We start from the raw sequence: 26,445 nt of genomic DNA on the forward strand, positions 1-26,445 counted from the left end.
TCCCCAACCCTCCCCTTCGCTACGCAAAAGGGAGGGAGCGTAGAGCCGAGCCGTGCTCGGCAGGGGTGTTACCGGTAGAGCCTCAGCCGAGCATGGCTCGGCACTACGGTTCAATGCGCCGACGAGCGTGAGAACAGGTTGATCACCAGTACCCCGGCGCAGATCAGGCCGATGCCGACGATCGCCGCCGCATCAAGCTTCTGCTTGAACACGAACAGGCCGATCAAGGAGATCAGCACGATGCCGACACCGGACCAGATCGCATAAGCGATACCGGTAGGGATGGTTTTCATCACCAACGCCAGCAACCAGAAGCACACGCTGTAGCCGGCCAAGGCACCAACGGTTGGCCATAGTCGGCTCATTCCATCAGAAGCCTTGAGCAGGGAGGTGGCGAGCACTTCCAGAGCGATGGCACAGGCCAGTAGTGCGTAGGCGTTCATGACGGTGCTCGAAGAAGTGTCCGCCAATTCTAGCGGCGCAGTTCTTACGTCACCGAACTCTTACGTCATCGAATTAGACTGGGCCTGCCATATCGACCCAGGTCCGCATGGCAGGCGCCGAGACAACAAGCACAAGGAACGGGGAGCAAGGAGCCACGGAACGGTAGTGCCGCAGTGGGCTTGCAATGGGTGCGCAGGGGGCGTGCCGGCAAGCTGGTCTGGTGGCGGCCGTGAGCGGGCCATTGCTTGAGTGCCGGGTTTGCGCGTTGTCGGGTGTAATTTCCCCGGACGTTTGTGCAGCACAGATCGCGCCAGTGCCCCAAGTGGTGCCAGACTCCGATCCACAATCCCAATGCAAACGATAGATGGCCTACTACGCGCTGTTACAGATGTTTGGGTTGTTGATCGTCGCCCATGCCGTGGCCGACTACCCCTTGCAGGGTGAGTTTCTGTCGCGCGCCAAGAACCGGCATGCGCCGGTGGCCGACGTGCCGTGGTACCAGGCACTCGCAGCGCATGGAGTCATCCATGGCGGCGCGGTGGGCTGGATCACCGGCAGCATCGTGCTTGGGGTGCTGGAAACCCTGAGCCACATGCTGATCGACGATTTCAAGTGTGGTCACCGCATCAGCTACAACCTGGACCAGGCCCTGCACGTGGCCTGCAAGGTGCTGTGGCTGGCATTGTTGTTGCTGATGCCGGATCTGCCCTGATCAACGCCCCGGTGGCTGCCTGTCCGAGCTTCCGTGCTGCTGTGATCCACGGGCTTTGGGCGCCGTTTGCAGCCAAATGGCCGCACACAAACCCGGTCGCGAGCTGAAAGCCAGTACCGATATGCCAGCGTGAAGCCGGGACTTGGGCGAAAATAGCCGATCCACGCACCACAAGACCTCGCGCTGCATGCCTTCCCTGCCTCAAAACACCCGCTACGCCGACTCCCTGCGTCTGTCCGTTGCCCCGATGATGGATTGGACCGACAGGCATTGCCGGGTATTCCACCGGCTGCTGGCGCCGGGGGCGCGGCTGTATACCGAGATGGTGCATGCCAATGCGGTGATCCATGGCGACCGCGAGCGGCTGATTGGCTTCAATCCGGTCGAACAGCCGCTGGCCCTGCAGTTGGGTGGCAGCGATCCGGCGGCGTTGGCGCAGGCCGCACGGATTGCCGCCGACTGGGGCTATGACGAGGTCAATCTCAACTGTGGCTGCCCGTCCGATCGGGTCCAGGCCGGGCGTTTTGGCGCCTGCTTGATGCGCGAACCTGAATTGGTTGCTGAATGCGTCGCGGCGATGGTGGCGGCGGTGGATATCCCGATCACCGTGAAATGCCGCCTGGGTGTGGACGAGGACAAGGATTACGAGGTTTTTGCCGGTTTTGTGGACCGGCAGGTACAGGCCGGCGCTGCGATGGTGGTGGTGCATGCCCGTAATGCCTGGCTCAAGGGCCTGTCGCCCAAGGAGAACCGTGAGATCCCGCCGCTGCGCTATGAATGGGCTTATCAGCTCAAGCGTGAGCGCCCGACGCTGCCGTTGGTGATCAATGGCGGTATCGCCACGGTCGAGGCGGCGCAGCAGCATATGCAGCACCTGGACGGGGTAATGCTCGGCCGGGCGGCTTACCACGACCCCTACGTGCTGCATGCGTTGGACTGTGCCCAGACCGGGCAGCCGCTGCGTGGGCGTGAGGAACTGTTGGTCGCGCTGCGTCCGTATGTGGAAGCGCAGCTGGCCGCCGGGCTGGCCCTGAAGCACATCACCCGGCACCTGCTTGGCCTGTTCCATGGGCAGCCGGGTGGGCGCGGTTTCCGCCAGGTGCTGAGCGAGGGCGCACACCGGCCCGGCGCCGACTGGGCCTTGGTCGAGCAGGCGTTGCAGGTCACCCGTCGGCAGGCGGAACGGGTGGCGTGAAGCGTCCGCTGGGGCGGTTGTTCGGCATTTGTCCGGTCAGCTTGCTGAACGAGTGCACGGGGCAGGGGCCGGGTTCAGATCGGATTCACCCCTAAAAATCAAGAATTTGGCTCGATTTCGTAAGGTCTCGGGAAATTTTTCGCGGGCCGTGGTTTACGAATTTTGAACGTTGCCTCGCCGTCCGCTAGGATCTGTCCCATGCATTCGCTTTCCCGTCGTCGTCTGCTGGTCGCCCTGATTGCCACGTTGGTCGTGGCCGGTCCGTGCGTGGTCGTGGCGTCGGCGCAGCAGCCGCAGCAGTCGCGGGGAGATAACGCCCGTGGTGTTGAGGGTGGTGAGCGTGTTGCCCGTGCCGGCCGCCAGGCGGGTACAGACCGCTCGTTGTCCGACGCCGTGCGGCGCGTGCAACGCGAGACCGGTGGGCGCATTCTTGGTGCAGAACGCGTGCCGTATGACGGCCGCGACATCAATCGTGTCAAATACATGGATGACCGTGGGCGCGTACGCTACATGGACGACCCTGCGCCTTCACGAGACCACCCGCGCGAACAGCGGGCGGAGCTGCCACCACGCGGCGATAACTCCTGAACAGCGATAGTGGTTGTGGTTTTTGAATACACACGCTGGCCGCCAGGCCGGCCCAAAGTACTAGGGAGAGTTCATGCGTATCCTTCTGGTTGAAGACGAAGCCCCGCTGCGGGAAACCCTTGCGGCACGCCTCAAGCGCGAAGGTTTCGCCGTGGATGCCGCTCAGGATGGCGAAGAAGGCCTGTATATGGGCCGCGAAGTGCCGTTCGACGTGGGCATCATCGATCTGGGCCTGCCCAAGATGTCGGGCATGGAGCTGATCCGCGCGCTGCGTGACGAGGGCAAGAAATTCCCGGTGCTGATCCTGACCGCACGTTCCAGCTGGCAGGACAAGGTCGAGGGCCTGAAGCAGGGCGCCGACGACTACCTGGTCAAGCCGTTCCACGTCGAAGAGCTGCTGGCTCGCGTCAACGCGTTGCTGCGCCGCGCCGCTGGCTGGTCCAAGCCGACCCTGGAATGTGGCCCGGTGGCGCTGGATCTGGCCGCACAGACGGTGAGCGTGGCCGGCAGCAATGTCGACCTGACCAGCTACGAGTACAAGGTGCTGGAGTACCTGATGATGCATGCCGGTGAGTTGGTCTCCAAGGCCGACCTGACCGAACACATCTACCAGCAGGACTTCGACCGCGACTCCAACGTGCTGGAAGTGTTCATTGGCCGCCTGCGCAAGAAGCTCGATCCGGATGGCGAATTGAAGCCGATCGAAACCGTGCGTGGCCGCGGTTACCGTTTCGCGATTCCGCGCAACGAGGGCTGAGCCCCGTAGGGGCATAGCGTCATGACGGGCCGTCAGTGGCTATTGAAGCGTTGGCGGCCCCGCTCTTTGCAGGCCCGCCAGCTGCTGGCTGCCTCGGTGGGCCTGGTGGCCTTCCTGGCCTTGGCCGGTTACGCGCTGGATGCGGCCTTCGGCCAGACTGCGCGTGACAACCTCAGCGAACGCCTGAAGAACTACGCCACCGCCTATGCCGGTGGCATCGATTTCACCCGTGATGGCTCGCTGTACATCCGCGAACAGCCACCGGATCCGCGTTTTGATTTCCCCGGCAGCGGCCTGTACCTGCAGGTCGTCATGCCCGGCCATGTAGCGAACTCGATGTCGGCCGAAGGGCCGATGCTGCCGGACGTGAGCGAGCGTACGCTCAAGCCGCGTGAGGAAGTGTTCGAAGGCCCATTACCCATCACCCAGATCGACGGCACGCCCGGCGAGGTCTATCGCTATGGCATGGGCCTGGTTTGGGGTGGTGATGGCGCGCCCGAATCCGAATTTCCGTACACCATCTATGTACTCGAGGACTCGCGCGCACTGGGCATGCAGCTGCGCAGCTTCCGTGCGGCGGTGTGGTTCTGGCTGGGTGTTACCGGCCTGATCCTGCTGTTGCTGCAGACGCTGGTGCTGCAGTGGAGCCTGCGTCCACTCAAGCGCGTGATCAACGAATTGACTCGTGTGCAGCGCGGCGAACGCGAGCGCATGAGCGAACTGCATCCGCGCGAGCTGGAGCCGCTGACCGAAAGCATCAACGCCTTCATCGAAAGCGAGCGCGAAAACCTCGAGCGCCAACGCAACACTCTGGCTGACCTGGCGCACAGCCTGAAGACACCGCTGGCCGTGCTGCGCACCCAACTGGAAAGCGGCACCAGCAACGATGCCGAGCTGCGCGAAGAAGTAGGCGTGCAGCTGCAGCGCATGAACAACCTGGTGTCCTACCAGCTGGCGCGTGCGGCATCGTCCGGACACAAGCTGTTCTCGGCACCGGTGCCGATCGAAACCACCGCCGAAGAAATCGTGCGTGGATTGGAGAAGGTCTACGCGGCCAAGGGTGTGTTCTGCGAGTTCGAGGTAACGCCGGGGGTGAACTTCTACGGCGAGCCGGGCGACCTGCAGGAACTGCTGGGCAACCTGCTCGAGAACGCCTTCAAGTGGGCCAACCGCCGCGTCCTGCTGACTGCCAAGCCGATCACCGCAGGCAACGGCAAGCGCGCAGGCTTGGTGCTGGCGGTGGACGATGATGGCCCGGGTATTGCCGAGGACAACATCGCCAAGGTGCTGCAGCGTGGCGTGCGTGGCGATGAGCGCGTGCAGGGCCATGGCATCGGTCTGTCGATCGTGCAGGACCTGATCAAGGCCTATCGCGGTGAACTGCAGGTCAAGCGTTCCGAAGAACTGGGCGGTGCCCGTTTTGAAGTGACCTTGCCGCCGGGTATCTGATTCCGTGCTGGGTCATGGCTTCAGCAGGTCGGCTGCCTGTGCTCAGCCCTACCGCAGCCCAGCTTCAACCGGGCCATAAAACCGCCGCAGATGCTCCGCCACCGCCGGCATCGTCCGCACTAGCAGTTCCGGCGCCGAGAAGTGGTACTCACTGACCACCGCAAAAAATTCCTCCGGTGCTTCCGCCGCATACGGATCAATCACGGTCTCAACATCCGCATCCACCTGCGCGCAGAACGCGTCATAGGCCTGCTGGAAATCCAGCGCCCATTGCCGCTGCCATTCGCGCGGCAACGGCGGCGTGCCATCGATGGCGCCATCCAGCGCATCGATCTTGTGTGCCATCTCATGCACGGCGACACAGAAGCCGGCTTGCGGATCCGCAATGTCACCCTGCACATCGGCCCACGAAAGGATCAGCGGGCCGCTGCCCCATGCCTCGCCGATCAGCTCGTCGTCCCACTCGTGCAATACCCCGGCCGCGTCGGTATGGGTCTGGCGCACGCGAAACGCATCCGGGTACACCACCAGCTCCGACCAACCATGCAGGCCCTCGCGGCCGAACTCGATCAGCGGCAGGCAACACAAGGCAGCCAGCAACATGCGCTGGCCCTCGTCCAATTCCAGCCCGGCCACCGGGGTGATGGTTTTGCGTTGCAGGAACAGTTCCACCAGCGCCCGCAGCTTGCGCTCGCGTTCGGCGGACAATACGGACAGCCACAGGCATTGCCGGCAGGTTTGCTGCCAGAGATCGTCATCGAGCGGAGGCGGTGTGCGCTGCCACCAGCGCAACAACGACTGGATCAGCGGAACATCCCGGGCAGCAGGCGATGCCAGCGCGGTGCACGCAGGCGCGGCAGCAGATCATCGTCACTGCCGCCACCGGCACGCGGGGTGGCGGTCTTGGCCGGGACCGGAGTCGCCGGCGGGGCGTTGGCGATGCTGACGGCGGCGGCCGGGGCGGCTACGCGCTCCACTTCGGCCGGGGCGTAGCTGCACGCACTTTGGCCAGCGCCGCCGAGCGCATCCGAAGCCTGCGCTGCAACTGGCGCCAGCAACAGGATCAGGCAATGAGCGAGGTGGCGCATCGTCAACATCCAAAGGCGGGCTAATTCCCGATTCTAGCCTGCTTTTTCTCCAGAAAAGGGGAGCGGCGCTGGGCGGCCCTCGGGGCATGCCGCATAATTTCCGGGTCTGTTGTGAGGGAACTGTCGTGGATGACCGCCAACTGCTGGCCAAGCTGGGTACCGGAGCCTTGTCCGGTGACGCGCTGGCGCGTGAGCTTGGGCTGACCCGGGCGGCCGTCTGGAAGCGTATTCAAGGGCTGCGCGCCGCTGGCGTGGCGATCGAGGGCCGTGCCGGTGACGGTTATCGGCTGGCCCAGCCGCTTGAGTTGCTGGATCCGGCGCAGATCCGCACCGGCCTGCCGGCGGCGGTATTGCCGCTGCTGTCCGAGCTGGAAATAGCTTGGACATTGAGCTCAACCAACACGGAATTGCTGCAGCGCAGCGCGCCTGAGCGCGGAACCGCGGTGCTGTTGGCCGAACGCCAGACCGGCGGCCGTGGTCGCCGTGGCCGCCATTGGGCCTCGCCGCTGGCCGCGCATGTCTATCTTTCACTGTCGCGCGGCTTTGGCGGCGGCCTGTCGCGGATGGGCGGGCTGAGCCTGGCGGTCGGCGTGGCGGTGGTCGAAGCCCTGCACGGGCTGGGTTTTCGCAACGCCGGCTTGAAGTGGCCCAACGACGTGGTCGTGGACGGACACAAGCTCGGCGGCCTGCTGGTGGAGGGCGGTGGCGAATTTGCCGGGCCGGCACGGGCGGTGATCGGGCTGGGTTTGAACGTGCGCATGCCGCAGGCCAGTGCCGCCGATATCACCCAGCCGTGGACCGATCTGGATACGCTGGCCGGCGCCGAGGTCTCCCGCAATACCGTGGTGACGGCTTTGCTGGCGTCCCTGCTGCCGGCGTTGGAGCAATTCGAGCAGCACGGTCTGGCACCGTTCCTGCCGCGCTATGCGGGCATGGATGTGTTGCAGGGCCGCGCGGTTCGGGTGGAAGAGGCCGGTGTGCTGCACGATGGCGTGGCCTGCGGGCTGGCCGAGGACGGCGCATTGCGGGTGAATATTGATGGGCGGGAAACCTGTTTCCATGCCGGCGAAGTCAGCGTGAGGGCGGCATGAGCGATTGGTTGTTTGATCTGGGCAATTCGCGTTTCAAATTTGCGCCGCTGCACGGCAATCGCGCCGGCAGCGTGCAGGCCTGGGCGCATGGCGCCGAGGCGATCACCGCCAGCGCGCTGGAAGCCCTGCCGCAAGGCGACACCGCCTGGGTAGCCAGCGTTGCCTCGGCGGCGTTGACCGAAGAAGTCATGCAGATTCTGCAGGCCCGCTTCACCACGGTGCAGGTGGCAAAAACCCTGCCGCAGTGTGCGGGCGTAACCGTGGCCTATGCACGCCCGGAGAAGTTCGGCGTGGATCGCTTCCTCGGCTTGCTGGCGGTGGCACCAGCGCAGAAGTCGGTGCTGGTGGTCGGCGTCGGCACCGCGCTTACCATCGACCTGATCGATGCTGATGGCCTGCATCGTGGCGGCCGCATCGGCGCTTCGCCAACGGTGATGCGTGAAGCCCTGCATGCGCGCGCTGTGCAGTTGCCCGCCACCGGCGGCGACTACGCCGAGTTCGCCAACGACACCGCCGATGCGTTGGCTTCCGGCTGCGATGGCGCTGCGGTGGCACTGGTCGAACGCAGCCTGCGCCAAGCGCAGCTGTTGCTTGGCAGCGAGCCGGCACTTGTAGTGCATGGCGGCGGCGCATTGCCGTTGCTGCCGTTGCTGCCTGAGGCCGACTACCGGCCGGCACTGGTGCTGGATGGTCTGGCGCGCTGGGCAGTTCACCACGGCGCGTGCGCCCGGTAGGATCACCGCATGCTGACCCGTCTCCTTATCGTCCTGCTGGCCATCCTCAATGTTGGCGTCGCACTGTGGTGGATGGCGCCGCGTACCGAACCGGTGGCCGCAGCGCCACGTGCCGAGCCCGGCGTCGCCAGTCTGGAAGTGCTGCCGTCACCTGCGCCGGACAACGCCAGTCCCGCGGCCCCGTCTATTACTGAAACCCGGGTTGCAGCGGCAGCGGATGCTGCACCGCTCACCGCGGCGCCTGCGGTAGCTGCAGCTACAGAAGCCAAGCCGGCAGAGCTGCCGCCAACTGCCACTGCAGCGGTCGAAGCCATACCGGCCGAGATCAAGCCTGCCGAGATCAGGCCGCCAGCCGTCGTGCAATGCGCCAGTCTTGGCCCTTACGCCACACAGGCGCAGGCGCAGGCGGCATTGGCCGCGTTGGGTACTGATGCGGCGCGCCCGCGTCTGCGCGAAGTGCCCGGCAAGGCAGCCAACAGCTACCGGGTACTCATTGCCCCGGCCGCCACGCGCGAGGAAGCCCAGGCCACCGCCAAGCGCATCGTCGAGGCCGGTTTCAGCGATTACTTCATCGTCTCCCAGGGCGAGGAAGCCAACGCCGTCGCCCTGGGCCAGTACCGCAACCGCGAAGGCGCCGAGCGCCGTCTGGCCACCCTGACCGCAGCCGGCTTCCCGGCCAAACTGGCCGCCAGCGGCACCGAAATCGCCCCCAGCTGGTGGGTGGACGCTGCCACCGCTGGGACAGCTACCCCGGCCACGTTGAAGCAACGTGCCGCCGCCGCCCAACAACAGTCGTTGGATTGCGCGCGTCTGCGGTAGAATGACGCGCCCCGCCATGTGCGGGACTTGGAAGTGCCGGTTTCTGACCAGCTTTCCTCCGGTTGCAGCGCTACCATCGCGCAACCGCAGCACGTAACACACCTTGCCGCTTTAGCTCAGTTGGTAGAGCAACTGTCTTGTAAACAGTAGGTCATCCGTTCGATTCGGATAAGCGGCACCATCGCCTGATCCTATAGCGTCCGAGCAAGTCCAGAATTCATACTAAGCCCGCAGAAATGCGGGCTTTTTTGTGCGCTTTGGTCCGAGCTTGTCCACGTACATCCAGCGACTTTGGGGGTACAAGTGGGGGTACATTTTGGAAATTGTGGTTCAGCAAGGAGGATGTACCCCCAATGGGTGCTAAGCAACTGACAGATATGGCCGCGCGCAATGCGAAGGCTAAGGAGAAGCCGTACAAGCTGGCAGCAGGTGCAGGTCTTTACCTGCACGTGATGCCCAATGGGGCTAGGTACTGGCGGATGAAGTATCGCTGGGATGGAAAGGAGAAGCTGCTGGCCATCGGGGTCTACCCCGAGGTTTCGTTGAAGGAAGCTGGAGAAGCCCGGGATGAGGCTAGGGCGAAGCTTCGTGCTGGACGTGATCCCTCCGAGCACAAGCAATTGAGCAAGCTCACATCCAAGTTGTCAGTGGATACCCGCTTTCAGGCGATAGCCATGGAATGGCTCGAGTCCCGGGGGGACCTGGCGCAGTCAACGCGAGAGAAGGCGGCGTGGATGCTGGAGACTTATGCCTTTCCTTGGTTGGGTAAGCGGCAGATCCATGAGATCAGCACCGCTGAAGTACTGGCGGTCCTGCGTAGGTTGGAGGCTCAGGAGAAGATCGAGTCCACGCAGCGCCTTCGCCAAATCTGTGGGCAGGTATTTCGCTACGCCGTGGCCACCGGAAGGTTAGATCGCGACCCGACCAGTGCTCTTCGTGGTGCTTTGAAGACGGCGAAGAATAGGCACTACGCTTCAATAACCGATCCAGCGAAGGTCGGTGAGCTGATGCGGGCCATTGATGGGTACACGGGGCAACTTGTCACGCAATGTGCGCTCCGCTTTGCTCCTCTTGTCTTCACTCGTCCGGGTGAGTTGCGTAAGGCAGAGTGGGATGAGTTCGATCTTGCCGCGAAGCAATGGAACATTCCTGCGACGAAAATGAAGATGGGCGTAGCTCACGTTGTTCCGCTATCCAAGCAGGCTGTGGCTGTACTCGAGGAGCTGCGGCCTGTCACGGGAAATGGTCGCTACGTCTTTCCGTCTGTTCGGAGTTCGAGGGATCCAATGAGCGAGAACACTGTCAATGCAGCACTTCGTCGCCTGGGCTACGGGACAGATGACATGACCGGGCACGGGTTTCGAAGCATGGCCTCTACTTTGCTGCATGAGATGGGGTGGACATCAGACGCGATTGAAAGGCAGCTTGCGCATTCTGAGAGAAATCCTATTAAAGCGGCTTACAACCGAGCGGAACATTTGCCTGAACGTAGGAAGATGATGCAGGCATGGGCAGATTACTTGGATAAGTTGAAGGGAAAAGGCCAGCGGCCTCTAAGGTTGGCTGGCTGATTCTCCGCCTGGTGTTTAGATCGCTTTGCGCGACTACTGTCGCGCAGGGCGGCACACCACCCAAGGCGGTCATCTAATGTCCACGAAATGCTGGACAGTTCACTCGGCAGAGTTGGGATGGCCAAATGCTGACGCTATCCCATCGCCGATGGCCCGTGCCCTGCAATATGGACTGAATCAGACCAAAGAAAAGCCGCCAGCAGGCGCCTTTCATAGGAGCTTGTCTTTAGGTTGTGTCAGATGCCTGAGGTTGACGTAACTCCTTTCGCCCAGGCAGGAAGGTGACAGAGATGTCTACCCTGAATACCCGAGCTGCTGCATACCTACAGTCAGGTGTGGAACGGATGCCGGATGCTGAACTTTACTGATCTGCACTAACGCCGCCGTCAGATGCGCCCCTTGGAAAATCGTTTGGTTCTTTCCCCAATAGAGAGAGACCATCTTGATCATGCTGTTCGGCAAAGGAGTGATCTGTGCTTGCCCGGGTGATGTGTAGATATAGATCCAATCGCCAGCTGAAACGGTCAGATTACCTAGCCACAGTGCATTATCGGGCAGAGGTATCGCACTCTGGCCATTTCCTCGTAGTGCCGCGACGATCATGTAGTTGGCGAGACTTGCTGAGCGATTTGCCTGGAGGACGACACGCTCTAGGTTGGGCACCCCCGCATCATGGATGCCAACGAAATTAAGCTCCTCGAATGGGTTATACATCGTTCCTCCCTTTCAGCCGCGGCCACACCCATGAGCCGGCAAGCAGTGCGATTGCGATCCCTCCGGCGATCATAAAGATCGGTGTATTGTTCGATTTGTAGCCATCCACAGCCACCCCAACCAAAATCGAAGCCATCGTCATGCAGTACTGCGTAGCAGTCTGCATGCGGGTCATACCGGAGATTCGTCAGCGAGGCGTGCTGTCTTCTGCCGCTCTTCGGAGAGATCGTCCTTCATTTTTTCAATCTTGTCGGTTTTTCCCGTTGCCTCATCTCTGCTGGCAGTAGCCTCGCATCCTAGTGTCGTTACAAGGCCAAGCATAAGAGTAGCCGCCACGTTGCCGCCCATAGCCTTCGGATTCTCCTCGGCTAGAGTCTTGACGGCTAGGACTATTCCTGCCAGAGAGCTATTCGCCAGCAACTCTTGTAGATTGCTGCTGCCCCTCTCCTGAGTTCCGCTACCCCCAGGGTTGGTGGGTGGAGGCGTATCACTCTGATTCATAAACCGGTCTCGCTCCTGTCCTTGCCATCCGTTGCCTGACTATCGCTAAGGTAGTTCAGCAATATTATCCTGCGGGGCGTCCCACCATGGTCCTCGCTACGCCATAGCTGCCATGGGATGGCGGCAACTATAGCGGTAACTTGGAAGCTGATATCTGAGGAGATCGTTGTTTATAGGCTATTGAGCCTACTACTTGGTAGATGGTGGGTGGTACACGCCCTTTGGATGAAGGCCGAATGCGTGCTGCGCCGAGCGGTGACACCGAAGCTTTACGGTTGGCCTTTGGCGAGCAGGCTGCATGGGTATGAGCGGAAACGGAGCACGACGCGCGTGCAGATTTTTGTGTGGACGGAAGTTTGAAGCGCTCCGGTTTGAAGCCGGCCATCATTCGGGAGCATGTCCGATCCTGGCCGATCCCCGACCCTCTGCAGGACGAGGACTGGCTTTTCGGGCTCAGACATCAGTCTGCTCGGCGATCTCCAAGGCGTCCTCGACGTCTATGCCCAGATAGCGAACGGTGCTCTCCAGCTTCGTATGCCAAAGCAGAAGCCGGACGGTCCGAGGGTTCCGCGTGCGTCGGTAGATCAGCGAGGCCTTGGTCCTGGGCATGATGTGTGTTCCGTAGGATCCCGGCTCGAGTCCGGCATCCTCCACCCAACAATGGACGATCTTTGCGTGTTGCCTGGTCGACAGATGGGGCTAGTTGGCGATTCGGTTTGGAAAGCGGTAGTCCGATGGGGTCAGGTTGGTGTGCGTGATCCAGTTTTGCACTGACTCGTGAACCATTTGCGTGATCTCGAACTGGATCGGTGGACCTGTTTTCTTCTGCATCACCATGGCACGGGAGGCAAGCTTAACAGCGCCAATGAAGTTCGTTGGATTCTGCACAAGGCCGATGCTTACCTTGCAAAAAAATATCTAGTTCGCCGACTGCACTTCCATCTGGTGGTCCCTGATTCAGCGCGTTGTTTCTCGTCGGTCAAGCTGCGGCTCAATGGCACTGTCAAGAAGCATTCGACTTAACGCTACTTCGAAGAACACAGTAGTTTCCAGGATCGAGTCAGGCTCAAGTTCGTGGAAGTGCCCATGCGCTGCCCCAACAGCGAAATACAAAAATGATTCCCCAACTAAGACGATTTGCTACTATTGTTTGGAATGGACAAGCAAGGGCAGGTTTGCGGCCATGGTCGGGGAAAAAGAGAGTAAGACATAACGCATCGAAAGATGCGCTATGTAGCCTTGGCCTATCGTCGTTCCAGACCTCCAAGAACTAGCACAAGGACTAGGCATGGCCGAGGCGCCCACCGATAAGTTTTCAGCCGGCGAGCAGGGTCTGGGATATATCTACCAGGCACGTCTCGCGCTGCTACAACTGCTTCAGTTGCCGGAAGACACTGCAATCTTCCTAGAAAAGGACGACGACCTCGACTTTGTCGACCGCGACGGTGGTAAGTCCTTGGCCTCACTCAAACACAAAGCGGTTGGCGATAGGTTGACCGACCTGTCGACGGACTTTTGGAAGTCCGTCAACATCTGGTTGGCGCGATACAAGCGAGATGGCCGCGCCACATCGAACCTGCGGTTCTTTCTGTTTACCACCGGTACGGTATCGACCGACTCGTTCCTTGCCCGTCTTCTCCCTGATCAGCCCGTCGCCTCGGGCGATACGATAACGCTGACCGAATTGGCCGATACCGCACTTGCCGGATCGACGTCAAAACTGATTGCGCCGATCGCTAAAGCCTTCAGCGAACTGAGTGAACCCGAAAAGCAAGATTTTCTTGAGCGGATCCTAATCCTCGATGGCAGCCCACGCATCAGTGACATTCCGACACTCATAAGGGATAAGCACATGCGAAGCATCCGACGCGAGCATCGTGAGTTCGTCTTCGAGCGGCTGGAGGGGTGGTGGACCGACGCAGTGATCAAGCAGTTGACTGGTGCTAAGTCGGAAGGGATTTTCGGTTACGAAGTCTCGGACAGGCTATCGAACTTCGCCGAGGACTATAAGGCGGACAATCTGCCGATCACTTTCCGTGGAAAGGTGCCAACCGACGAGATCGACACTGATGCCGACCCTCGCCTGTTCGTGGCCCAGCTTCGCGAGATCGGCATATCCTCTAATCGAATCAGGAGCGCGATTCTGGATTACTACCGAGCGTTCGAGCAACGATCGGCTTGGGCGCGCGAGAATCTGCTCGTGCTAGGGGAAGTCGAAGAGTACGAAGATCGCCTCACCGATGAGTGGGGGCGCTACAAGGATGTTGCTTTCGAGAAGCTGAATGACGACAGCGCGGAAGAAGCACTGCGCGAAGCTGGCGCATTCCTCTACAGCTGGGCGGAATTTGAGACAGGGAAGATCGAATCCCTACGCATTCGCGCACGGGTGACGGAGCCTTACGTCCTTCGCGGGAGCTTCCACATCTTGGCGGATGCCACGCCCGAACCCAAAGTTTACTGGCATCCCAGATTCCTGGATCGCCTTGGCGAAGTGCTGAGGGTGGCCTCGTGAAGCGATGGGATCAGCGCCCCTTTGAAATTCGGAACCTGTTCAACCCTGCATTCTGCGGCTTGATCCTTTTCCGCGCCCTGCACGGCTACGAGGAAGAAGACGCCCGCGGCATGCCATTTTCGCTGTCGCTGCTTGTGCTGCCCCTGTGCCTGCATAAGGATTCACGCGAGGTAATCGGCAGCAGTCCACGCAGTTACCTGCTCAAAACCGCAGAGAAGAACCAGCAGATCATGGTGGGCTTCAACGACCGGGTTACGCAGATGCTGCCGTACGCCTTTGAGGGGTTCGGTCTGCTGATGGAAAGGGGCTGCATCGCTGTCGCGGACGACGGTCGCATCCAGACCGTACCCAAGAAAGTCCGAAAGAGCGTCGATGGAACTGCCGAAACCGTTGCCTGCCAGAAAGTGGCACGCATCATCGGAAAGGAATTTGCACGCATCGCCGACCGGGCGACCGTTTACACGACTTTCGGGATTCGTCCATGAAGATCAGATCTATCCACATCTACAGCCATGACGGCGAGCGCCGCGACCTTCAGTTCAAGGTAGACGGACTCAACGTCATTACCGGTCGCTCCTCCACCGGAAAGTCAGCGCTCTCTGAGATCATCGAATATTGCATGGGACGTTCCTCGTTCAACGTCCCCGAAGGCATCATCCGCGACAAGGTGGCTTGGTTCGCCGTGATCTATCAGTTCGAAAGAGAGCAGGTGTTGGTTGCCAAGCCGACCCCGCCTGGGGGAGGTGCCAGCTGCAGCACGGCAATGCTACGAAGGGGCGCTCAGTTGCAGGCGCCCGAGTTTAAAGATCTGGCGGTCAACACCGACGACGAAAGCATCGTCGAACTGCTGTCGCGCCTGCTCGGAATTCCCGAGAACCGCACGGATGTCGCGCTTGGACATAGCCGCGACAGCTACGATGCGAACGTCAAGCACACGTTCTACTATCTGTTCCAGAAGCAGGGCCTGGTTGCCAACAAAGACCAACTTTTCTATCGGCAGAACGAGCAGTTCCAGCCTCAGACGATCCGCGATACGCTGCCAATCCTGCTCGGGGTCTCCTCGCACGATCGCTACCAGCTGGAATCCAAGCTGCGCATAGCGCAGCGCGATCTGAGGATCAGCAACAAGAAGCTGGAGCAGGCGCGCGACGCCGTCGACACGTCGCATGAACAGGCTATTGGCCTCTACTCGGAAGCCAAGACGGTCGGGGTTATCAGCAACACCAACGAGAATCCGAATGCCGACGGGATCATCGACGCATTGGGGTTAGCGCTCTCGTGGAAGCCCGAAATGGTGCCAGACGACGACAGCAGCCGGGTTTCGCTTCTGGAAGATGAACTGGCCCGGTTGCGTCAGGATCGCCGTGATACCCAGGCCCGGATCGATGCGGCACGACAGTTTGCCAAGCGGTCGGGGGGCTACGAAAACGAAGCTGCCGAACAGATAGACCGTCTGGCCTCGATCAAGGCGCTGCCGAAGAACCCCGACAGCGGCGAATGGCAATGGCCGTTTAGCGAGCAAAACTTGGCGCTGGAGTCCCCGGTCGCTGTCGTTCTTCTCAAGGAACTGGAATCACTCGACAAAGAATTGCGCATCGCCACCGGCCAGCGGCCCAAGCTCGAAGCCTACCTGGCCGAACTGACCGGTAAGGCAGACGGGATTGCGGGCGATATCAAACAGAAGGAAGCGGAGCTATCTGCGGCGATCTCGGCCAACGAAGTTATCGCCCAAATGGGCACCCGTAACAACGCGGCCGCACGCGTCGTCGGCCGTATCAGCCTGTTTCTGGAAACGATTCTCCCGAATGAAGATCTTGCCAAAATGGAAGCAGAGAATCGGCGCCTGAACAGCAAAGTCAAGCAGCTTGATGAACAAATCGGCGCCGACGACAGCAACGAACGCCTTACCTCGATCCTCAGTAACGTCTCTGCACAGGTTTCGCGGTACATCCAAAAGTTCAACGCCGAATTCGGTCCTTACCCTGCGCGGCTCAACCTGCCGCAGTTGACAATTACCTTCGATCGACCCGAGCGCCCTGTGCCCATGGGCCGGACCGGCGGTGGCGAGAACCATTTGGCCTACCATCTGTCGGCACTGCTGGCCCTGCATCTATTCGCGGCACAGAACAACCGTCCGATTCCACGCTTCCTGCTGATCGACCAACCAACCCAGGTCTACTTCCCCTCCGAGCAGGTCTACAGGGATGCTGACGGCTCTGTACAAAAGACGGAAAAAGACGCCGATCTCGATGCAGTGCGTCGGCTGTTCGAATTATTGCTGAAGTTCACACAGGAAGATGTCCCAGGCTTCCAACTAATCGTCACTGAGCATGCGAACCTGCGTGAGCAATGGTTCCAGGAGGCGCTGGTCGAGGAACCGTGGACCAAGCCGCCCGCGCTGGTTCCGGAGGAATGGCCGTCAGAAGCGGCTAACTGATCGATCGAGCCGACTTGCAGCGGCCGGTATGGGGAATTGGCGGGGTAGTGTTCCGTCGGCCTCCACTCCGTTCGTTGGGTGGATCCAGCAGAAAGCGGTCCTTCACTAAGGTCCGCTCATGGCCGTAGGGTGCCATCCGACCCAGAGCAGACATTGCTTTTCTATGATTTTTCTAGGGGCGGCCCGCAATAAGTGCACCGAGCGTGGCGCCCAGGAATTATCCGCCTATGAGGCTTTGGGCGAGTTCTCCGTATTTGTTGGCCAGCGCATTGTCGGAATTAAACAGCTTGACGTAATCCCGCGCGCAGGCAGAAAACTCGCTCTTTGCTTCGGTGGTAAGTTGCACCGCGTTTTCGTGGGCTTTGCGGAGAGACGCGGGCAAAGGGCTGTGCTGCAAGGTGCATAAGGTGCGCCAAAGCATGGCGATGATCTGGGCGCGACGCGTCGTAAGGTCTTCGTGGTTCAGTTTAAAGAACTCAATGGTTACGACGGCGCGCTCGAACGCCTTGCCACTCTTCTTCGCCGGGACGGCAAGTACACCATCGAATCGAATGATCTTGGACGGATCGACGTCGAGATTACTCAGCGGATACACGAGCAGAGCATCCTCGCCCTGGAGTTTGGTTGGATCTTCTCCTTTGACGTTTCTTTTCCCACGAACAGGGAAATAGTCCGACTTCAACGTCGAATTGCACCGCGTACACGCTATTGCGTAGTTGAGGGGGTGATACGAGAGCAGGTAGTAGCCCTTGACGCTTTGCCCACCCACAGCACATGGCGAGACGAAGGGCGTAACTCCCTTCTTGGGTTTCCCGGGCCACTTCCTGACCCTTGACTTAGGTCTGAAATGTTCGACTTCATGGACTTTGCTTGCCAGTTCCTTGCCGGCCAGTTTCGTCTCGCAGTAGGCGCATTTCTCATGCTGTAGATCGATATAGACGTTCTTGATATCTCCCCAAAAATCAGAACCGGCATCGGTTGTATAGGATCGTTTCTTTCGGTAGGTAGCTGTCCTCGTTTTTGCCCTCGTAAGCCAATTGGCGTCCTCGGAACCGATCTTGTCGTACAGGTTCTTCGTTGTGGTCCCTATGCGAATCATTAGAGATCTCCACTTGCCAGGAGCTTAAGGTACTCCAAGCCCGCCTCTTGAGCTCCGCGACCACGTTTCGACCGCAGCTTTGCAAGCTCTTGCGCAACATCAGGTGCCCGAGTGGACTCCAGACCAAAGTAGGGGCTGAGCAGAATTTGACCGGCGCTCTTGCCGTGTACGCGCTCTGGGAGGCTCTCCGCCACAGTTCCTTCCTCGGTGACTCTCAATCGCTGAATGTTCTGCCTCTGCAACGAGCCCACCACGAGAGGGCTGTGAGTGGTCACGATGAACTGAGTGTTTGGAAGTGCCTCAGACAGCTTCGGCAAGACGATGCGTTGCCATTCGGGATGGAGGTGGAGGTCAATTTCGTCGATCAAGACGACCCCCTTGTTATCCACTAGCTTTTGCCCCTTGGGAGCACCCATGCATAGATGGAAGAGCATGTCCCCGATCCAGCCAACGTAGGCCCGAAAACCGTCGGACAGAGCGCGGAAAGGGACCTCCACGCCTTCCATGTTGAACATGAACTCTCGGTTATACGGCGTTTTGGCAGGCGTGGTCCGGATTTGGCAACTTTCAGGAAGAAGCTGATTCAGGAGGTTGATGACCTGCTTGTATCGGCCCGGGTTAAGAGTTGCGTACTCAGGCAGCCAGGACGACAAGGGAACCAAACTATAATGCTCTTCAAATAGACCTGCGACGCGCTCATAGCGAATAATCCGTGTCTTGTTGCGGACGGCAAAATCAACCTGGCGGCCTTGCTCCACTCGCCGCGTCGCGCCATAACCAACCAGAAAGAAGGCGCTGCTTTCGCGTCTGTGCTGAACATCCTGGACGATGTTGGCCAAGGTTTTAGGTTGGACCCATTTCAGTCGCTCTAGATCCCCTAGTTTCATGATCTGCGCGGAGAGCAACAACGACGTGCGCGTTCGGGCCGAAGGCAAATCCTGGGGCTCTAGGCTGACAATCGACTCGACCGATGCACCGCGGGGTGCTGGTGCCACTGCCTTCCCGCTCGCGCGCTTCTTCCCATGAGCAACGGGAAGTCTTCGAACGTAGCCATCCGATACAAAGCCAGAGTTTCCCTCCAACACGGGAGCCAACACGCTCATGGCGATGGCGCGAAGGATGGTGGTCTTTCCCGAGCCATTGCTTCCCAAGAGGACGTTCATGTTGGCGTACTTGGTTTTCGCGGGCGCGCAGCCCGGCGCCAAGAACTCTAGGTTTGCGTTGCTGATCGAGCGCAGATCGCGGACTTTCAACGATCGAATGTGCATGCCCTTCCCTCAGATATGTAGATGTACGCTTCGAGCCATTAGGAGCACCAGTACGGCGTGCCGTAGCGCAGCATGATTTCGCCCTAGCTTGCGGATGCCACAAGAAAGGCGGACACATCGAGTATCCCCGGACAAAACCCCACACGCAAATAGCCCTTCGGCTAGCCGGTTGCCCTGCAGCACTCACGTCAACAGAGTTCCACCGGTTTCGCGCCATTGTCCGAGCTCGGTCTTGCCGCTGGCGTTGCCCGGACGAAAACTCATGGCTCCTCTTTCGCGATCCTGATCGTCCACGCAGCGACCGCCGCACCGAACCTCATGTCTGCCCCATCGGCGATAGCGGGCCATGCGGCATCACCGAGGAAAAGGCAAGGGCCCCTGAACGCGTGCTCGCCGCAGCGCGGATTGACGCCGCCGACTATCTTCGCCGCTAGCTGGGGTGGAAAGACGATCGTTTGAGGCACTCGATGTCTGAGTCTTGTGAAATCCATGGGCTCTAGCGGCGTTCAGGCGCACGTCTTGTCGCCAGCCAAGGTCGTGGCGCCTTGCCATTCTTTAAATACTTGCCACGGCTTCTACCAAGTGGATGGCCACTATTGGCCGGAAGCTGCCGGTCATCTGTCCTCCAGAAGACTGCCGAAGTCCTGATAGTGAGACACGTACTGATTTAAAAGTATTTCAGACCCTTAGTACTGCAATGAAGCAGGATCCTCCTGCTTTGCGTATGCGCCGCGCGTAGGCGTATCGCTTCGAGTACTAGGCATGAAAGATAAATCCGAGTTCCTCTATTGCGTCTTCATTGTGGCTGCGGCCATCTTGTCGGCCGTAGCCCGTTGTTCGTTCACCCGCCCCGACCAGTTCGGCCGCGATTCCTACGACTAAACCAACAATCCAGATAGACCCACAAGGCCCGGCACTGTCCGGGCCTTGTGCGTTATGCCGTCTATGAAAGGAGACCGAGATGCATCACGTTGAAACCATGGCCTATGCAGGCCAAGTCCCATGGCATGGCATCGGAAGCCAGTTGGCTCCAGGGCAGTCCATTGAAGTATGGCGCGAGCGCGCCGGCATGAATTGGTCTTTGGAAGAAGCTGAAGTGCGATTCGCCGCCGAGGCTGAAGATCAGTATCCCGTTCGGGCGTTCCCCGGACAGAAGGTGCTTTATCGCTCTGACACCAAGCGACCTTTGGCTGTGGTGTCTAAGCGCTATCAAGTAGTACAGCCCCGGGAGATCCTGGAGTTCTACCGCGACCTGACGCGGTACAGCGGCTTTGAGCTGGAAACGGCAGGCGTGCTTCGTGGAGGGCGGAAGTTCTGGGCATTGGCCCGGACTGGGCAGGGTGTGGCCCTAAAGGGCCAGGATCAGATCAATGGGTATCTTCTTCTGGCTACGGCCTGTGACGGAACGCTGGCTACCACCGCCCAGTTCACCTCAGTTCGCGTGGTATGTAACAACACCCTGCAGATCGCTGTTGGGGATCGAACCGGAGCCATCAAGGTCCCGCATCGCAGTGCTTTCGATGCTGACAGGGTCAAAAGCCAGTTGGGTATTGCTGTTGAGGGCTGGCATGGCTTCGTGGATCGGATGCGGATCCTCTGTGAGACACCTGTGAACCCTGATTCGGTCGATGGGGTGCTGCGGAATTTGCTCACGTACCCGGCTGCTCAGAATGGGAAAGCAGTCGTGAATGAGCAGGCTGTTGCCAAGGTGCGGACGCTGTACGACGGGCAGGGGAGAGGAGCTAGCTTGAAAACCAGCAAAGGCACAGCGTTTGGCTTGCTCAACAGTATCACCGAGTTCGTGGATCACCATCGGCGGGCACAGAGTACGGAGAACCGCTTGGATGCGGCCTGGTTTGGCCAGGGGGCATTGCTAAAGCAGAAGGCTTGGAAGGAACTGTTAGGGGAAGCCGCATGAACTCCTCACTGCAGAAGCAACGACTGGGAGAGCTGTCTGGGTGTTTGAACGAGCGTGACAGCTCCGTCTTGGCTCAAGCATTGGAAATCCTTCAGAGCAGAGCAATGGTAAGTGGCCTTCTATTGGGAGATCCCGATGTTGCCGGAAGGTTCTTCCGTCTGCGTCTAGGGAATGAAGTACGTGAGCACTTCGAGGTGGCATTCCTCGATGCTCGCAACCGCCTGATCGCTGTGGAACGGCTGTTCTCCGGCTCCATAGATGGTGCTGAGATCCATCCGCGGGTTGTGGTCCAACGTGCCTTGGCCCTGAACGCAGCAGCGGTCCTACTGGCTCACAACCACCCTAGCGGACATTGCGAGCCGTCAGCAGCGGATCGAGCCATCACCAAGCAGTTGAAGGAAGTATTGGCGATGGTGGAGGTGAGGGTCGTCGACCACCTTGTGGTGTCGGCGAGCCAAGGCACCTCGATGGCTCAGCTCGGGCAGATCTGAAGACCCGGATACTTAGGAGAACAGCATGAAGGAAGCGGAGACGTCCTGGTCATCGACCAGGGCGGCAATAGCTCGTGCCAAAGCGGCTGATCTAGACCGACAGGCCCGGGAGGTAGAGCGCTCAGCTGCCGATGGAAACTGGCGCATGAGGGCGCGGGGTAGAGAGGCTGCGGAACGTCTACGGCGAATGGCAGGCCGATACTTGGCAAAGGCCCTGAAACTCGAAGAAGGGCTAGATGCCCGGCTTACCCAAGATCTCTTCGAGTAGCGTCTTCCGGCGTACTGCTGGAAGGTTAGCAAGAGCGGCCAAGGCCTGAGCGAGACGAGCTTGCTGTACTTCGCTTTCATGACCTATCAAAAGGATCGCGTCTGCCATAGCGGCGGATGACGCAAGCAAGTACGCGGCCGGCACCTGAAGAGCGTCAGCCAACGAAAATAGTGATTCCAAGCTTATGGCCATGGACTCACTTTCGTAGCGGCTTATGCGTGCCGAGGCAGTGTCCTTATCAAGTCCCATTCGAACTCCGACTTCGCGTTGGCTAAGCCCTCGAAGCAATCGGGCTTGGCGCAGGCGCGCAGCCACTACGCCTCGGGGTTCGAGAGCGGGGCCGGCCATTAGCAGGAGGTGACCGATGTAGTCATACCAACAGGATGACGGATGATCTACGCCCCGGGTAGACTCTACGTATCACGTAAGTTTATTGCAAGCCTTGAACTTGCTCTGTGTTCGCTACTGGCGCTGTGGGGGAATCGAGCGGTCATGTCGAGGGAGGAAAAAGTGGGAGAGCTACGGCCATGGATATAGCCGGCACAACGAAGGGAGGCACATCGATGGCTCATCCTCAGGAGAGGGCCTGATGGCGGATGAAAACCACTACGAAGTCCTCGGGGTGCGCCCCGAGGCACCAGTCTGGGAAATAGAGTTGGCCTACAAGGGCAGACGGAGCCAATACCACCCTGACCGTTACACCGCAGGAGATGAGTCCGCCGTCGCATGGGCGACGGCAAAAATGCAGGCCGTCAATAAGGCCTACGCCGTCCTCAAGGATCCAGGGGAACGAGAAAGGTTTGACCACGGCCGGGCATCCGCCTCAACCGAGGCCGGGCCTGCGCCGAAACCAACTCCCGAGTCCCGTGCTCAGCAGGCTGGGTCCACCCAGCCCCCGCTGCTGCGGTCGCTGCGCCAGGCTCTGGAGGGCTTGGAGTTCGTTAACGAGCCATTCGAGCGCGTGTTCGTCGCTCCCCATATCCCGCGGAAGAAGCTTCTGAGCGCCCTGGATAGTTACGGCGGCGGTATCCGTGCCCAAGACGTGGTCGCGCTTATCGACGACACCGTATTTGGCGGTGCCAGAGAGGGAGTGCTGATCACGGAGGCCCAGATCCGGAGCAAGGCCAAGTTTGAAGGGGTGGAGATCCGGTTATTGAGCTGTCTGACCGAGATCACCGCACAAGGTGCGCACATCCGGATCCATGGCGAGCACTACGCCTCGCTGAGCATCCCCAACCCTGATGACCTGCGAACCCTGTTCGTGGCTGTCAGCCAGTACCTGCAAGAAACCAACTGACTTCAACCAACAAAGGAATGACATGAGGTACCTGATAGGCCTGTACGGCGTGACCGTGCTAATTGCGGCCATCTGTTTCGATATCTGGGGCCGCTACGCGTACAAGGGCTTCTTCTACAACCTCGGACAGGGCCTGATCTGGCCCGCAGTGGTCTTCCCTTCACTAGGGAAGATGATCGGCGGGTTGATCTGGATAGTGGTTATCTTCTGCCTGCTCGTGTTCGTGAGGAGACGATAAGCATGGAATCAAGAGCCAAAAAGATGCTCACGGTTGCACTCATCACGCTGGGCCTGTGCGCGTGCAGCAGCGAGCTGGATAAGGTCCGAGGCCAGTTCATCGACAGCTGCATGAGCGGTGGTGGATCCAAGTCCAACTGCAAATGCGCCATCGACAAGCTGCAGGACCACTACGGCGAAAAGGGTCTTCTAGCTATCGATGCATCGGGCTATCCCCCAGCGGACTTCGTGGACCAGCTCGGAATAGCCGCCAGCCAGTGTCGGAATCGCTAACCGACCATCCGCAATAGATCAACGGCCGAACTGGCGATAGCAGAACGCTTAGCGGCCTGCCGTGCGCCTGTGCGGCCTGCTCTGAATACACACTCACAAGGAATCTCATGAAAGGCATCAAATACGTAGCCGCCGTGACGGCTGCGCTTCTTCTGGCGGGTTGTAGCAAGCCAGTGCTGGACTGGCGTAACGCGGACCTGAGTAACGGCAAGATCTACGAAGCCGGTGCCAACGAACCCTTCGATGGTCAGGTGACGGGGGTACCTCACAGCCAGATCGAACCGCTGTTAGGTCCGCTGCGGAAGATCTTCCAAAACCTCAATACCAATCAGCCCACGAGCATGACGGCGCTGCTAGGGAACATGGACTACGTCTGCGATGTGGACGTAGAGGAGGGCCTGGTAGGACGCCACTACATCTGCCGGTACCCACAATCGCAGGTAGTGGCATATGAAGGTCGACGCACAGATGGCGGTCTTGACGGGGAGACCGTGTTCCACACAAAGGCCGGTAAGCCCGGTGTTGTTCTCGGGATGAAGGATGGCAAGGTCAACGGGCGTATCCAGATCTATTTCGCTGACAACCCGAAGCAGCTGTCCTATGAAGCCGCTGCAGTCGATAGCGCATTGGAGGGCGAGGCCGTCACCTACTACCCGGATGGCAAGGTCAAGACAAAAGGCAGCTTCAAGGGAAGTGTCCCAATTGGCGTGTGGGAGGCCTACTGGGAGCAGAACGGAGCGGTCTCAGAGCGTGTGATGTACGAGAGCGGCAAGGTGGTCTCGCAGGCCCGCTACCTCCAGGACGGCACCGAGTATCTGACAGAGCCAGAGATGTGGGCGCTCCACCGTGCGATCTCCGAGAGCGATGACTTCACGCTGACGCCAAAACAAGACGTACTGCTGGCAGAGGCTGAGAAGCGGTACGGGTCGATTCGCCTGAAGACACCCTCGCAACGCGAGGCTGCGTCCAAGGACAGGCAGGAAAGCATCCGGGCTAGCAAGCTCGCCCGAGGTCTTGATCCGGACTGCTGGGTCTGTGACGGATCCGATAAGCGGTAGTGCTGGGTGGATCGTTCGATAAGGGCGGACGTGCGCAAGCACGTCCGCCTCTACCCCGTGATTTTGTTTTGCCTCATAGAAGCAGGCATAGAGAAGGAATGCTTATGAAGAAGGTAGGAGTAGTGCTGTTGTTGATGTCCGCTGTGATGGCACTGGCAAGCTGCAAGAAGGAAGACTTGCTTACGCAGGCTGGTGACATAAACCTAGCCGGTTGCGAAGTGCCTGCAGGGCTGACCGCAGCACAGGCAGAGGAGGTGGACTGCAAGCCACAGAAGGAAGCGGTTGCGCCAGTTGCTCAGGGAACCACAGCTACAGATGACCAGGTGATAAAGGAAGCCATAGCTCGACAGGCCTTCGTCTACGGCCAAGCGGAAGAGGATGTTGAAGTCAGGCGCTCGTTCCTCGCTGATCTGAATGGAGATGGCGTAGAAGACCTGATAGTGGTCTACATGCTCAATGCCACCGACGGCGGGAACTCGTATGCAACACACATGGTGGTCTTCACGCGAGAGGGTGGTGTGCTGAAGCCCACCAACTCGATGATCGTTGCAGCGTATCAGGAGGCGGTGGGCGACCTGATGGTTCTAGATGGCGTGGTGAATATGGTCAAGCTCGAACAGGGGCCGGATGACGCTGCGTGCTGTCCATCTGTGAAGGTGACGGTTCGCTATCTAGTGCATAGCGGACAGCTGATGGCTCTTAGCCCAACGGCATGGGGCCAGTAAACGGTAGCGATGTGTAAAACGTTACGTGCAGTTGCATAAGGTATGAGAGAAGGCAAGTTGCACAGAGTGTTCAAAGTGATCCCAGCTGGTAGTGACTAAGTAGCTAGTAGTAGGGGGGAATGCGGAGCGCGCACTTACCGTTTCTGTTAATCAGCTATCAAAGTGGCTATCAAGCCAAACCATAGAGGCCAGTGACCGACGTCACTGGCCTTTTTCATTACCGAAACTGAGGTCAACCATGGCAATCTTCCATCTACAACTCAAATCTGGTCCCAAAGGCAAAGCGGCTGGACATGGCGCTTACATTCGCCGAGATGGCAAGAACGGGTCCCGGGAAGACCTCGTCGATACGGGGTACGGAAATTTGCCTGACTGGGCAGAGGACGACATAGGAAGATTCTGGTCAGCGGCAGATGCAAATGAGCGGATAAATGGAGCCGCGTACAGGGAGTTCATCGTTGCGCTCCCCAATGAGCTTATCGACTCCAGATCGAGAGACTTGGTGAAGGATCTCATTCGCTTCTTATCAGGTGCTAAGCCCTATGAGTTCGCAGTCCATGCGCCTGTCGCATCGCTCGAAGGAGGAGTGAACTTGCACCTGCACTTGATGGTGTCAGATCGCTTGCCCGATGGAATCAACCGACCAGCATCGCAGATGTTCCGCAGGTACAACCCTGCTAGGCCTGAAGCGGGTGGGTGCAGAAAGGATGCATGCGGAAGAACGAGCGTGCAGGTACGTGAAAGCTTGATCGAGACGCGGCACATGGTTGCGCACATCATTAACGAGCACCTGCAGCGCAATGGCATCGCAGATCGTGTTGATCATCGGAGACTGGAGGAACAGGGCATTAGACGCAGACCGGAGCGGCACTTGGGGGCATTTCGTATCCGGGAGATGGCGCCAAGTGAAAGAAGCGCCTACGTCGATGCAAGGCGATCGATGCGGTCTGAAGAATGGCTATGACCGAATGGGTGGTGGAAGATCAGGGATCAGCGTGGAAGTCAGGTAAGACGCTTCGCGTGCGAGATGAATTGAAGGTCGGGACCACAGTCGGATCACCAAGGATCAATCTCGGAGTAAAAGCTGTGGAAATCTCGTCCAGGGCAGGGCTGGACATTGCGCTTCCTGAGCGTTGCTCAGAGGGACCGATTTCCTTCTCGTCAGGGGCGGGCAGCCAATCGGAGCCGGTGCTCCGCTG

General features: G+C 59.5%; 29 protein-coding genes and 1 tRNA gene. 21 read left to right on the forward strand and 9 right to left on the reverse strand.

The annotated features are described in order from the left end of the window. Positions 1–110 precede the first annotated feature (110 nt). Positions 111–443, reverse strand: coding sequence for an SMR family transporter (locus ACVOLR_RS11515; RefSeq protein WP_481536533.1), 333 nt, complete (start codon positions 441–443; stop codon positions 111–113). A 365-nt stretch (positions 444–808) separates the two neighbouring features. Between ACVOLR_RS11515 and ACVOLR_RS11520 the strand changes: the two genes are divergently transcribed. From ACVOLR_RS11520 to ACVOLR_RS11540, 5 genes are all read left to right on the forward strand, one after another. Continuing rightward, a complete protein-coding gene (locus ACVOLR_RS11520) occupies positions 809–1,156 on the forward strand; it encodes a DUF3307 domain-containing protein (RefSeq protein WP_481536534.1) in 348 nt (115 codons plus the stop codon). A 187-nt stretch (positions 1,157–1,343) separates the two neighbouring features. Continuing rightward, the gene (gene dusA, locus ACVOLR_RS11525) at positions 1,344–2,351 is read left to right on the forward strand and encodes a tRNA dihydrouridine(20/20a) synthase DusA (RefSeq protein ID WP_481536535.1); all 1,008 of its coding nucleotides are present in this window, start codon (positions 1,344–1,346) and stop codon (positions 2,349–2,351) included. Between the two features lie 198 nt (positions 2,352–2,549). Continuing rightward, entirely contained in the window at positions 2,550–2,939 is a 390-nt protein-coding gene (locus tag ACVOLR_RS11530; protein ID WP_481536536.1) for a PepSY domain-containing protein, read from the forward strand. Between the two features lie 73 nt (positions 2,940–3,012). After that, a complete protein-coding gene (locus ACVOLR_RS11535) occupies positions 3,013–3,696 on the forward strand; it encodes a response regulator transcription factor (protein WP_057627010.1) in 684 nt (227 codons plus the stop codon). Between the two features lie 21 nt (positions 3,697–3,717). Then, positions 3,718–5,145 carry an ATP-binding protein gene (locus ACVOLR_RS11540; RefSeq protein WP_481536537.1) on the forward strand — a complete coding sequence of 476 codons (1,428 nt, stop codon included), beginning with the start codon at positions 3,718–3,720 and terminating at the stop codon, positions 5,143–5,145. Positions 5,146–5,193: 48 nt separating this feature from the next. Here ACVOLR_RS11540 and ACVOLR_RS11545 read toward each other — a convergent pair whose 3' ends face one another. Beyond that, positions 5,194–5,982 (reverse strand): M90 family metallopeptidase, encoded by a 789-nt coding sequence (locus ACVOLR_RS11545; RefSeq protein WP_481536588.1) that lies wholly within the window; start codon positions 5,980–5,982, stop codon positions 5,194–5,196. Continuing rightward, positions 5,949–6,233 (reverse strand): hypothetical protein, encoded by a 285-nt coding sequence (locus tag ACVOLR_RS11550; protein ID WP_481507829.1) that lies wholly within the window; start codon positions 6,231–6,233, stop codon positions 5,949–5,951. The genes ACVOLR_RS11545 and ACVOLR_RS11550 overlap by 34 nt, the downstream gene beginning before the upstream one ends. A gap of 125 nt (positions 6,234–6,358) precedes the next feature. Between ACVOLR_RS11550 and birA the strand changes: the two genes are divergently transcribed. The 5 genes from birA to ACVOLR_RS11575 all read left to right on the forward strand — a co-directional run bounded on the left by birA (position 6,359) and on the right by ACVOLR_RS11575 (position 10,448). After that, on the forward strand, positions 6,359–7,324 hold the full coding sequence (birA, locus tag ACVOLR_RS11555; RefSeq protein ID WP_481536538.1) for a bifunctional biotin--[acetyl-CoA-carboxylase] ligase/biotin operon repressor BirA: 966 nt from the start codon (positions 6,359–6,361) through the stop codon (positions 7,322–7,324). Further along, positions 7,321–8,058 carry a type III pantothenate kinase gene (locus tag ACVOLR_RS11560; RefSeq protein ID WP_481536539.1) on the forward strand — a complete coding sequence of 246 codons (738 nt, stop codon included), beginning with the start codon at positions 7,321–7,323 and terminating at the stop codon, positions 8,056–8,058. Before birA ends, ACVOLR_RS11560 begins: the two co-directional genes overlap by 4 nt. A 9-nt stretch (positions 8,059–8,067) precedes the next feature. Beyond that, on the forward strand, positions 8,068–8,877 hold the full coding sequence (locus ACVOLR_RS11565) for an SPOR domain-containing protein (RefSeq protein WP_481536540.1): 810 nt from the start codon (positions 8,068–8,070) through the stop codon (positions 8,875–8,877). A gap of 105 nt (positions 8,878–8,982) precedes the next feature. Then, positions 8,983–9,058, forward strand: a tRNA-Thr gene (locus ACVOLR_RS11570). Positions 9,059–9,230: 172 nt separating this feature from the next. Next, on the forward strand, positions 9,231–10,448 hold the full coding sequence (locus ACVOLR_RS11575; protein WP_481536541.1) for a tyrosine-type recombinase/integrase: 1,218 nt from the start codon (positions 9,231–9,233) through the stop codon (positions 10,446–10,448). Between the two features lie 294 nt (positions 10,449–10,742). Here ACVOLR_RS11575 and ACVOLR_RS11580 read toward each other — a convergent pair whose 3' ends face one another. The 3 genes from ACVOLR_RS11580 to ACVOLR_RS11590 form a co-directional block, all read right to left on the reverse strand. Next, positions 10,743–11,162, reverse strand: coding sequence for a hypothetical protein (locus tag ACVOLR_RS11580; RefSeq protein ID WP_481536542.1), 420 nt, complete (start codon positions 11,160–11,162; stop codon positions 10,743–10,745). A gap of 171 nt (positions 11,163–11,333) precedes the next feature. Further along, positions 11,334–11,663 (reverse strand): hypothetical protein, encoded by a 330-nt coding sequence (locus ACVOLR_RS11585; protein WP_481536543.1) that lies wholly within the window; start codon positions 11,661–11,663, stop codon positions 11,334–11,336. A gap of 453 nt (positions 11,664–12,116) precedes the next feature. Further along, a complete protein-coding gene (locus ACVOLR_RS11590; protein ID WP_481536544.1) occupies positions 12,117–12,272 on the reverse strand; it encodes a hypothetical protein in 156 nt (51 codons plus the stop codon). 679 nt (positions 12,273–12,951) lie between these two features. Here ACVOLR_RS11590 and ACVOLR_RS11595 point away from each other — a divergent pair. From ACVOLR_RS11595 to ACVOLR_RS11605, 3 genes are read left to right on the forward strand one after another with little or no spacing between them, the layout of a single operon-like run. Next, the gene (locus ACVOLR_RS11595) at positions 12,952–14,175 is read left to right on the forward strand and encodes an ABC-three component system protein (protein ID WP_481536545.1); all 1,224 of its coding nucleotides are present in this window, start codon (positions 12,952–12,954) and stop codon (positions 14,173–14,175) included. Continuing rightward, entirely contained in the window at positions 14,172–14,660 is a 489-nt protein-coding gene (locus ACVOLR_RS11600) for a three component ABC system middle component (RefSeq protein ID WP_481536546.1), read from the forward strand. Before ACVOLR_RS11595 ends, ACVOLR_RS11600 begins: the two co-directional genes overlap by 4 nt. Next, a complete protein-coding gene (locus ACVOLR_RS11605) occupies positions 14,657–16,612 on the forward strand; it encodes a DUF3732 domain-containing protein (protein WP_481536547.1) in 1,956 nt (651 codons plus the stop codon). The genes ACVOLR_RS11600 and ACVOLR_RS11605 overlap by 4 nt, the downstream gene beginning before the upstream one ends. 217 nt (positions 16,613–16,829) lie before the next feature. On the opposite strand, the gene ACVOLR_RS11610 is transcribed toward ACVOLR_RS11605, so the two are convergent. Beyond that, a complete protein-coding gene (locus ACVOLR_RS11610; RefSeq protein WP_481536548.1) occupies positions 16,830–17,711 on the reverse strand; it encodes an HNH endonuclease family protein in 882 nt (293 codons plus the stop codon). Further along, entirely contained in the window at positions 17,711–18,979 is a 1,269-nt protein-coding gene (locus tag ACVOLR_RS11615; protein ID WP_481536549.1) for an AAA family ATPase, read from the reverse strand. Before ACVOLR_RS11615 ends, ACVOLR_RS11610 begins: the two co-directional genes overlap by 1 nt. 961 nt (positions 18,980–19,940) lie before the next feature. Here ACVOLR_RS11615 and ACVOLR_RS11620 point away from each other — a divergent pair. Both ACVOLR_RS11620 and ACVOLR_RS11625 read left to right on the forward strand, forming a co-directional pair. After that, the gene (locus ACVOLR_RS11620; RefSeq protein WP_481536550.1) at positions 19,941–20,897 is read left to right on the forward strand and encodes a DUF932 domain-containing protein; all 957 of its coding nucleotides are present in this window, start codon (positions 19,941–19,943) and stop codon (positions 20,895–20,897) included. Beyond that, positions 20,894–21,388 carry a JAB domain-containing protein gene (locus tag ACVOLR_RS11625; protein ID WP_481536551.1) on the forward strand — a complete coding sequence of 165 codons (495 nt, stop codon included), beginning with the start codon at positions 20,894–20,896 and terminating at the stop codon, positions 21,386–21,388. Before ACVOLR_RS11620 ends, ACVOLR_RS11625 begins: the two co-directional genes overlap by 4 nt. A gap of 232 nt (positions 21,389–21,620) precedes the next feature. Here the strand turns inward: ACVOLR_RS11625 and ACVOLR_RS11630 are convergent, their stop codons facing one another. Next, positions 21,621–22,004: a helix-turn-helix domain-containing protein gene (locus ACVOLR_RS11630; protein ID WP_481536552.1), complete on the reverse strand. Its 384-nt coding sequence runs from the start codon at positions 22,002–22,004 to the stop codon at positions 21,621–21,623. A 241-nt stretch (positions 22,005–22,245) separates the two neighbouring features. On the opposite strand from ACVOLR_RS11630, the gene ACVOLR_RS11635 reads away from it, so the two are divergent. The 6 genes from ACVOLR_RS11635 (at position 22,246) to ACVOLR_RS11660 (ending at position 26,210) form a co-directional block, all read left to right on the forward strand. Further along, positions 22,246–22,953: a J domain-containing protein gene (locus tag ACVOLR_RS11635; protein ID WP_481536553.1), complete on the forward strand. Its 708-nt coding sequence runs from the start codon at positions 22,246–22,248 to the stop codon at positions 22,951–22,953. 22 nt (positions 22,954–22,975) lie between these two features. Beyond that, the gene (locus ACVOLR_RS11640) at positions 22,976–23,191 is read left to right on the forward strand and encodes a hypothetical protein (protein ID WP_481532059.1); all 216 of its coding nucleotides are present in this window, start codon (positions 22,976–22,978) and stop codon (positions 23,189–23,191) included. A 2-nt stretch (positions 23,192–23,193) separates the two neighbouring features. Then, a complete protein-coding gene (locus ACVOLR_RS11645; protein ID WP_481536554.1) occupies positions 23,194–23,463 on the forward strand; it encodes a hypothetical protein in 270 nt (89 codons plus the stop codon). Between the two features lie 107 nt (positions 23,464–23,570). Then, positions 23,571–24,521: a toxin-antitoxin system YwqK family antitoxin gene (locus tag ACVOLR_RS11650; protein ID WP_481536555.1), complete on the forward strand. Its 951-nt coding sequence runs from the start codon at positions 23,571–23,573 to the stop codon at positions 24,519–24,521. A gap of 104 nt (positions 24,522–24,625) precedes the next feature. Next, positions 24,626–25,246, forward strand: a complete 621-nt coding sequence (locus tag ACVOLR_RS11655) for a hypothetical protein (RefSeq protein ID WP_481536556.1) — start codon at positions 24,626–24,628, stop codon at positions 25,244–25,246. Positions 25,247–25,484: 238 nt separating this feature from the next. Beyond that, entirely contained in the window at positions 25,485–26,210 is a 726-nt protein-coding gene (locus ACVOLR_RS11660) for a MobA/MobL family protein (RefSeq protein WP_481536557.1), read from the forward strand. Positions 26,211–26,445 lie beyond the last annotated feature (235 nt).

Source organism: Stenotrophomonas sp. STEN030 (assembly GCF_056759995.1).

Coding starts and splice junctions, on each gene's coding strand:
- ACVOLR_RS11515 (WP_481536533.1), bottom strand. CDS start 443: ATGAACGCCTACGCACTACTGGCCTGTGCCATCGCTCTGGAAGTGCTC.
- ACVOLR_RS11520 (WP_481536534.1), top strand. CDS start 809: ATGGCCTACTACGCGCTGTTACAGATGTTTGGGTTGTTGATCGTCGCC.
- dusA (WP_481536535.1), top strand. CDS start 1,344: ATGCCTTCCCTGCCTCAAAACACCCGCTACGCCGACTCCCTGCGTCTG.
- ACVOLR_RS11530 (WP_481536536.1), top strand. CDS start 2,550: ATGCATTCGCTTTCCCGTCGTCGTCTGCTGGTCGCCCTGATTGCCACG.
- ACVOLR_RS11535 (WP_057627010.1), top strand. CDS start 3,013: ATGCGTATCCTTCTGGTTGAAGACGAAGCCCCGCTGCGGGAAACCCTT.
- ACVOLR_RS11540 (WP_481536537.1), top strand. CDS start 3,718: ATGACGGGCCGTCAGTGGCTATTGAAGCGTTGGCGGCCCCGCTCTTTG.
- ACVOLR_RS11550 (WP_481507829.1), bottom strand. CDS start 6,233: ATGCGCCACCTCGCTCATTGCCTGATCCTGTTGCTGGCGCCAGTTGCA.
- ACVOLR_RS11560 (WP_481536539.1), top strand. CDS start 7,321: ATGAGCGATTGGTTGTTTGATCTGGGCAATTCGCGTTTCAAATTTGCG.
- ACVOLR_RS11565 (WP_481536540.1), top strand. CDS start 8,068: ATGCTGACCCGTCTCCTTATCGTCCTGCTGGCCATCCTCAATGTTGGC.
- ACVOLR_RS11575 (WP_481536541.1), top strand. CDS start 9,231: ATGGGTGCTAAGCAACTGACAGATATGGCCGCGCGCAATGCGAAGGCT.
- ACVOLR_RS11580 (WP_481536542.1), bottom strand. CDS start 11,162: ATGTATAACCCATTCGAGGAGCTTAATTTCGTTGGCATCCATGATGCG.
- ACVOLR_RS11585 (WP_481536543.1), bottom strand. CDS start 11,663: ATGAATCAGAGTGATACGCCTCCACCCACCAACCCTGGGGGTAGCGGA.
- ACVOLR_RS11590 (WP_481536544.1), bottom strand. CDS start 12,272: ATGCCCAGGACCAAGGCCTCGCTGATCTACCGACGCACGCGGAACCCT.
- ACVOLR_RS11595 (WP_481536545.1), top strand. CDS start 12,952: ATGGCCGAGGCGCCCACCGATAAGTTTTCAGCCGGCGAGCAGGGTCTG.
- ACVOLR_RS11605 (WP_481536547.1), top strand. CDS start 14,657: ATGAAGATCAGATCTATCCACATCTACAGCCATGACGGCGAGCGCCGC.
- ACVOLR_RS11610 (WP_481536548.1), bottom strand. CDS start 17,711: ATGATTCGCATAGGGACCACAACGAAGAACCTGTACGACAAGATCGGT.
- ACVOLR_RS11615 (WP_481536549.1), bottom strand. CDS start 18,979: ATGCACATTCGATCGTTGAAAGTCCGCGATCTGCGCTCGATCAGCAAC.
- ACVOLR_RS11620 (WP_481536550.1), top strand. CDS start 19,941: ATGCATCACGTTGAAACCATGGCCTATGCAGGCCAAGTCCCATGGCAT.
- ACVOLR_RS11625 (WP_481536551.1), top strand. CDS start 20,894: ATGAACTCCTCACTGCAGAAGCAACGACTGGGAGAGCTGTCTGGGTGT.
- ACVOLR_RS11630 (WP_481536552.1), bottom strand. CDS start 22,004: ATGGCCGGCCCCGCTCTCGAACCCCGAGGCGTAGTGGCTGCGCGCCTG.
- ACVOLR_RS11635 (WP_481536553.1), top strand. CDS start 22,246: ATGGCGGATGAAAACCACTACGAAGTCCTCGGGGTGCGCCCCGAGGCA.
- ACVOLR_RS11640 (WP_481532059.1), top strand. CDS start 22,976: ATGAGGTACCTGATAGGCCTGTACGGCGTGACCGTGCTAATTGCGGCC.
- ACVOLR_RS11645 (WP_481536554.1), top strand. CDS start 23,194: ATGGAATCAAGAGCCAAAAAGATGCTCACGGTTGCACTCATCACGCTG.
- ACVOLR_RS11650 (WP_481536555.1), top strand. CDS start 23,571: ATGAAAGGCATCAAATACGTAGCCGCCGTGACGGCTGCGCTTCTTCTG.
- ACVOLR_RS11655 (WP_481536556.1), top strand. CDS start 24,626: ATGAAGAAGGTAGGAGTAGTGCTGTTGTTGATGTCCGCTGTGATGGCA.
- ACVOLR_RS11660 (WP_481536557.1), top strand. CDS start 25,485: ATGGCAATCTTCCATCTACAACTCAAATCTGGTCCCAAAGGCAAAGCG.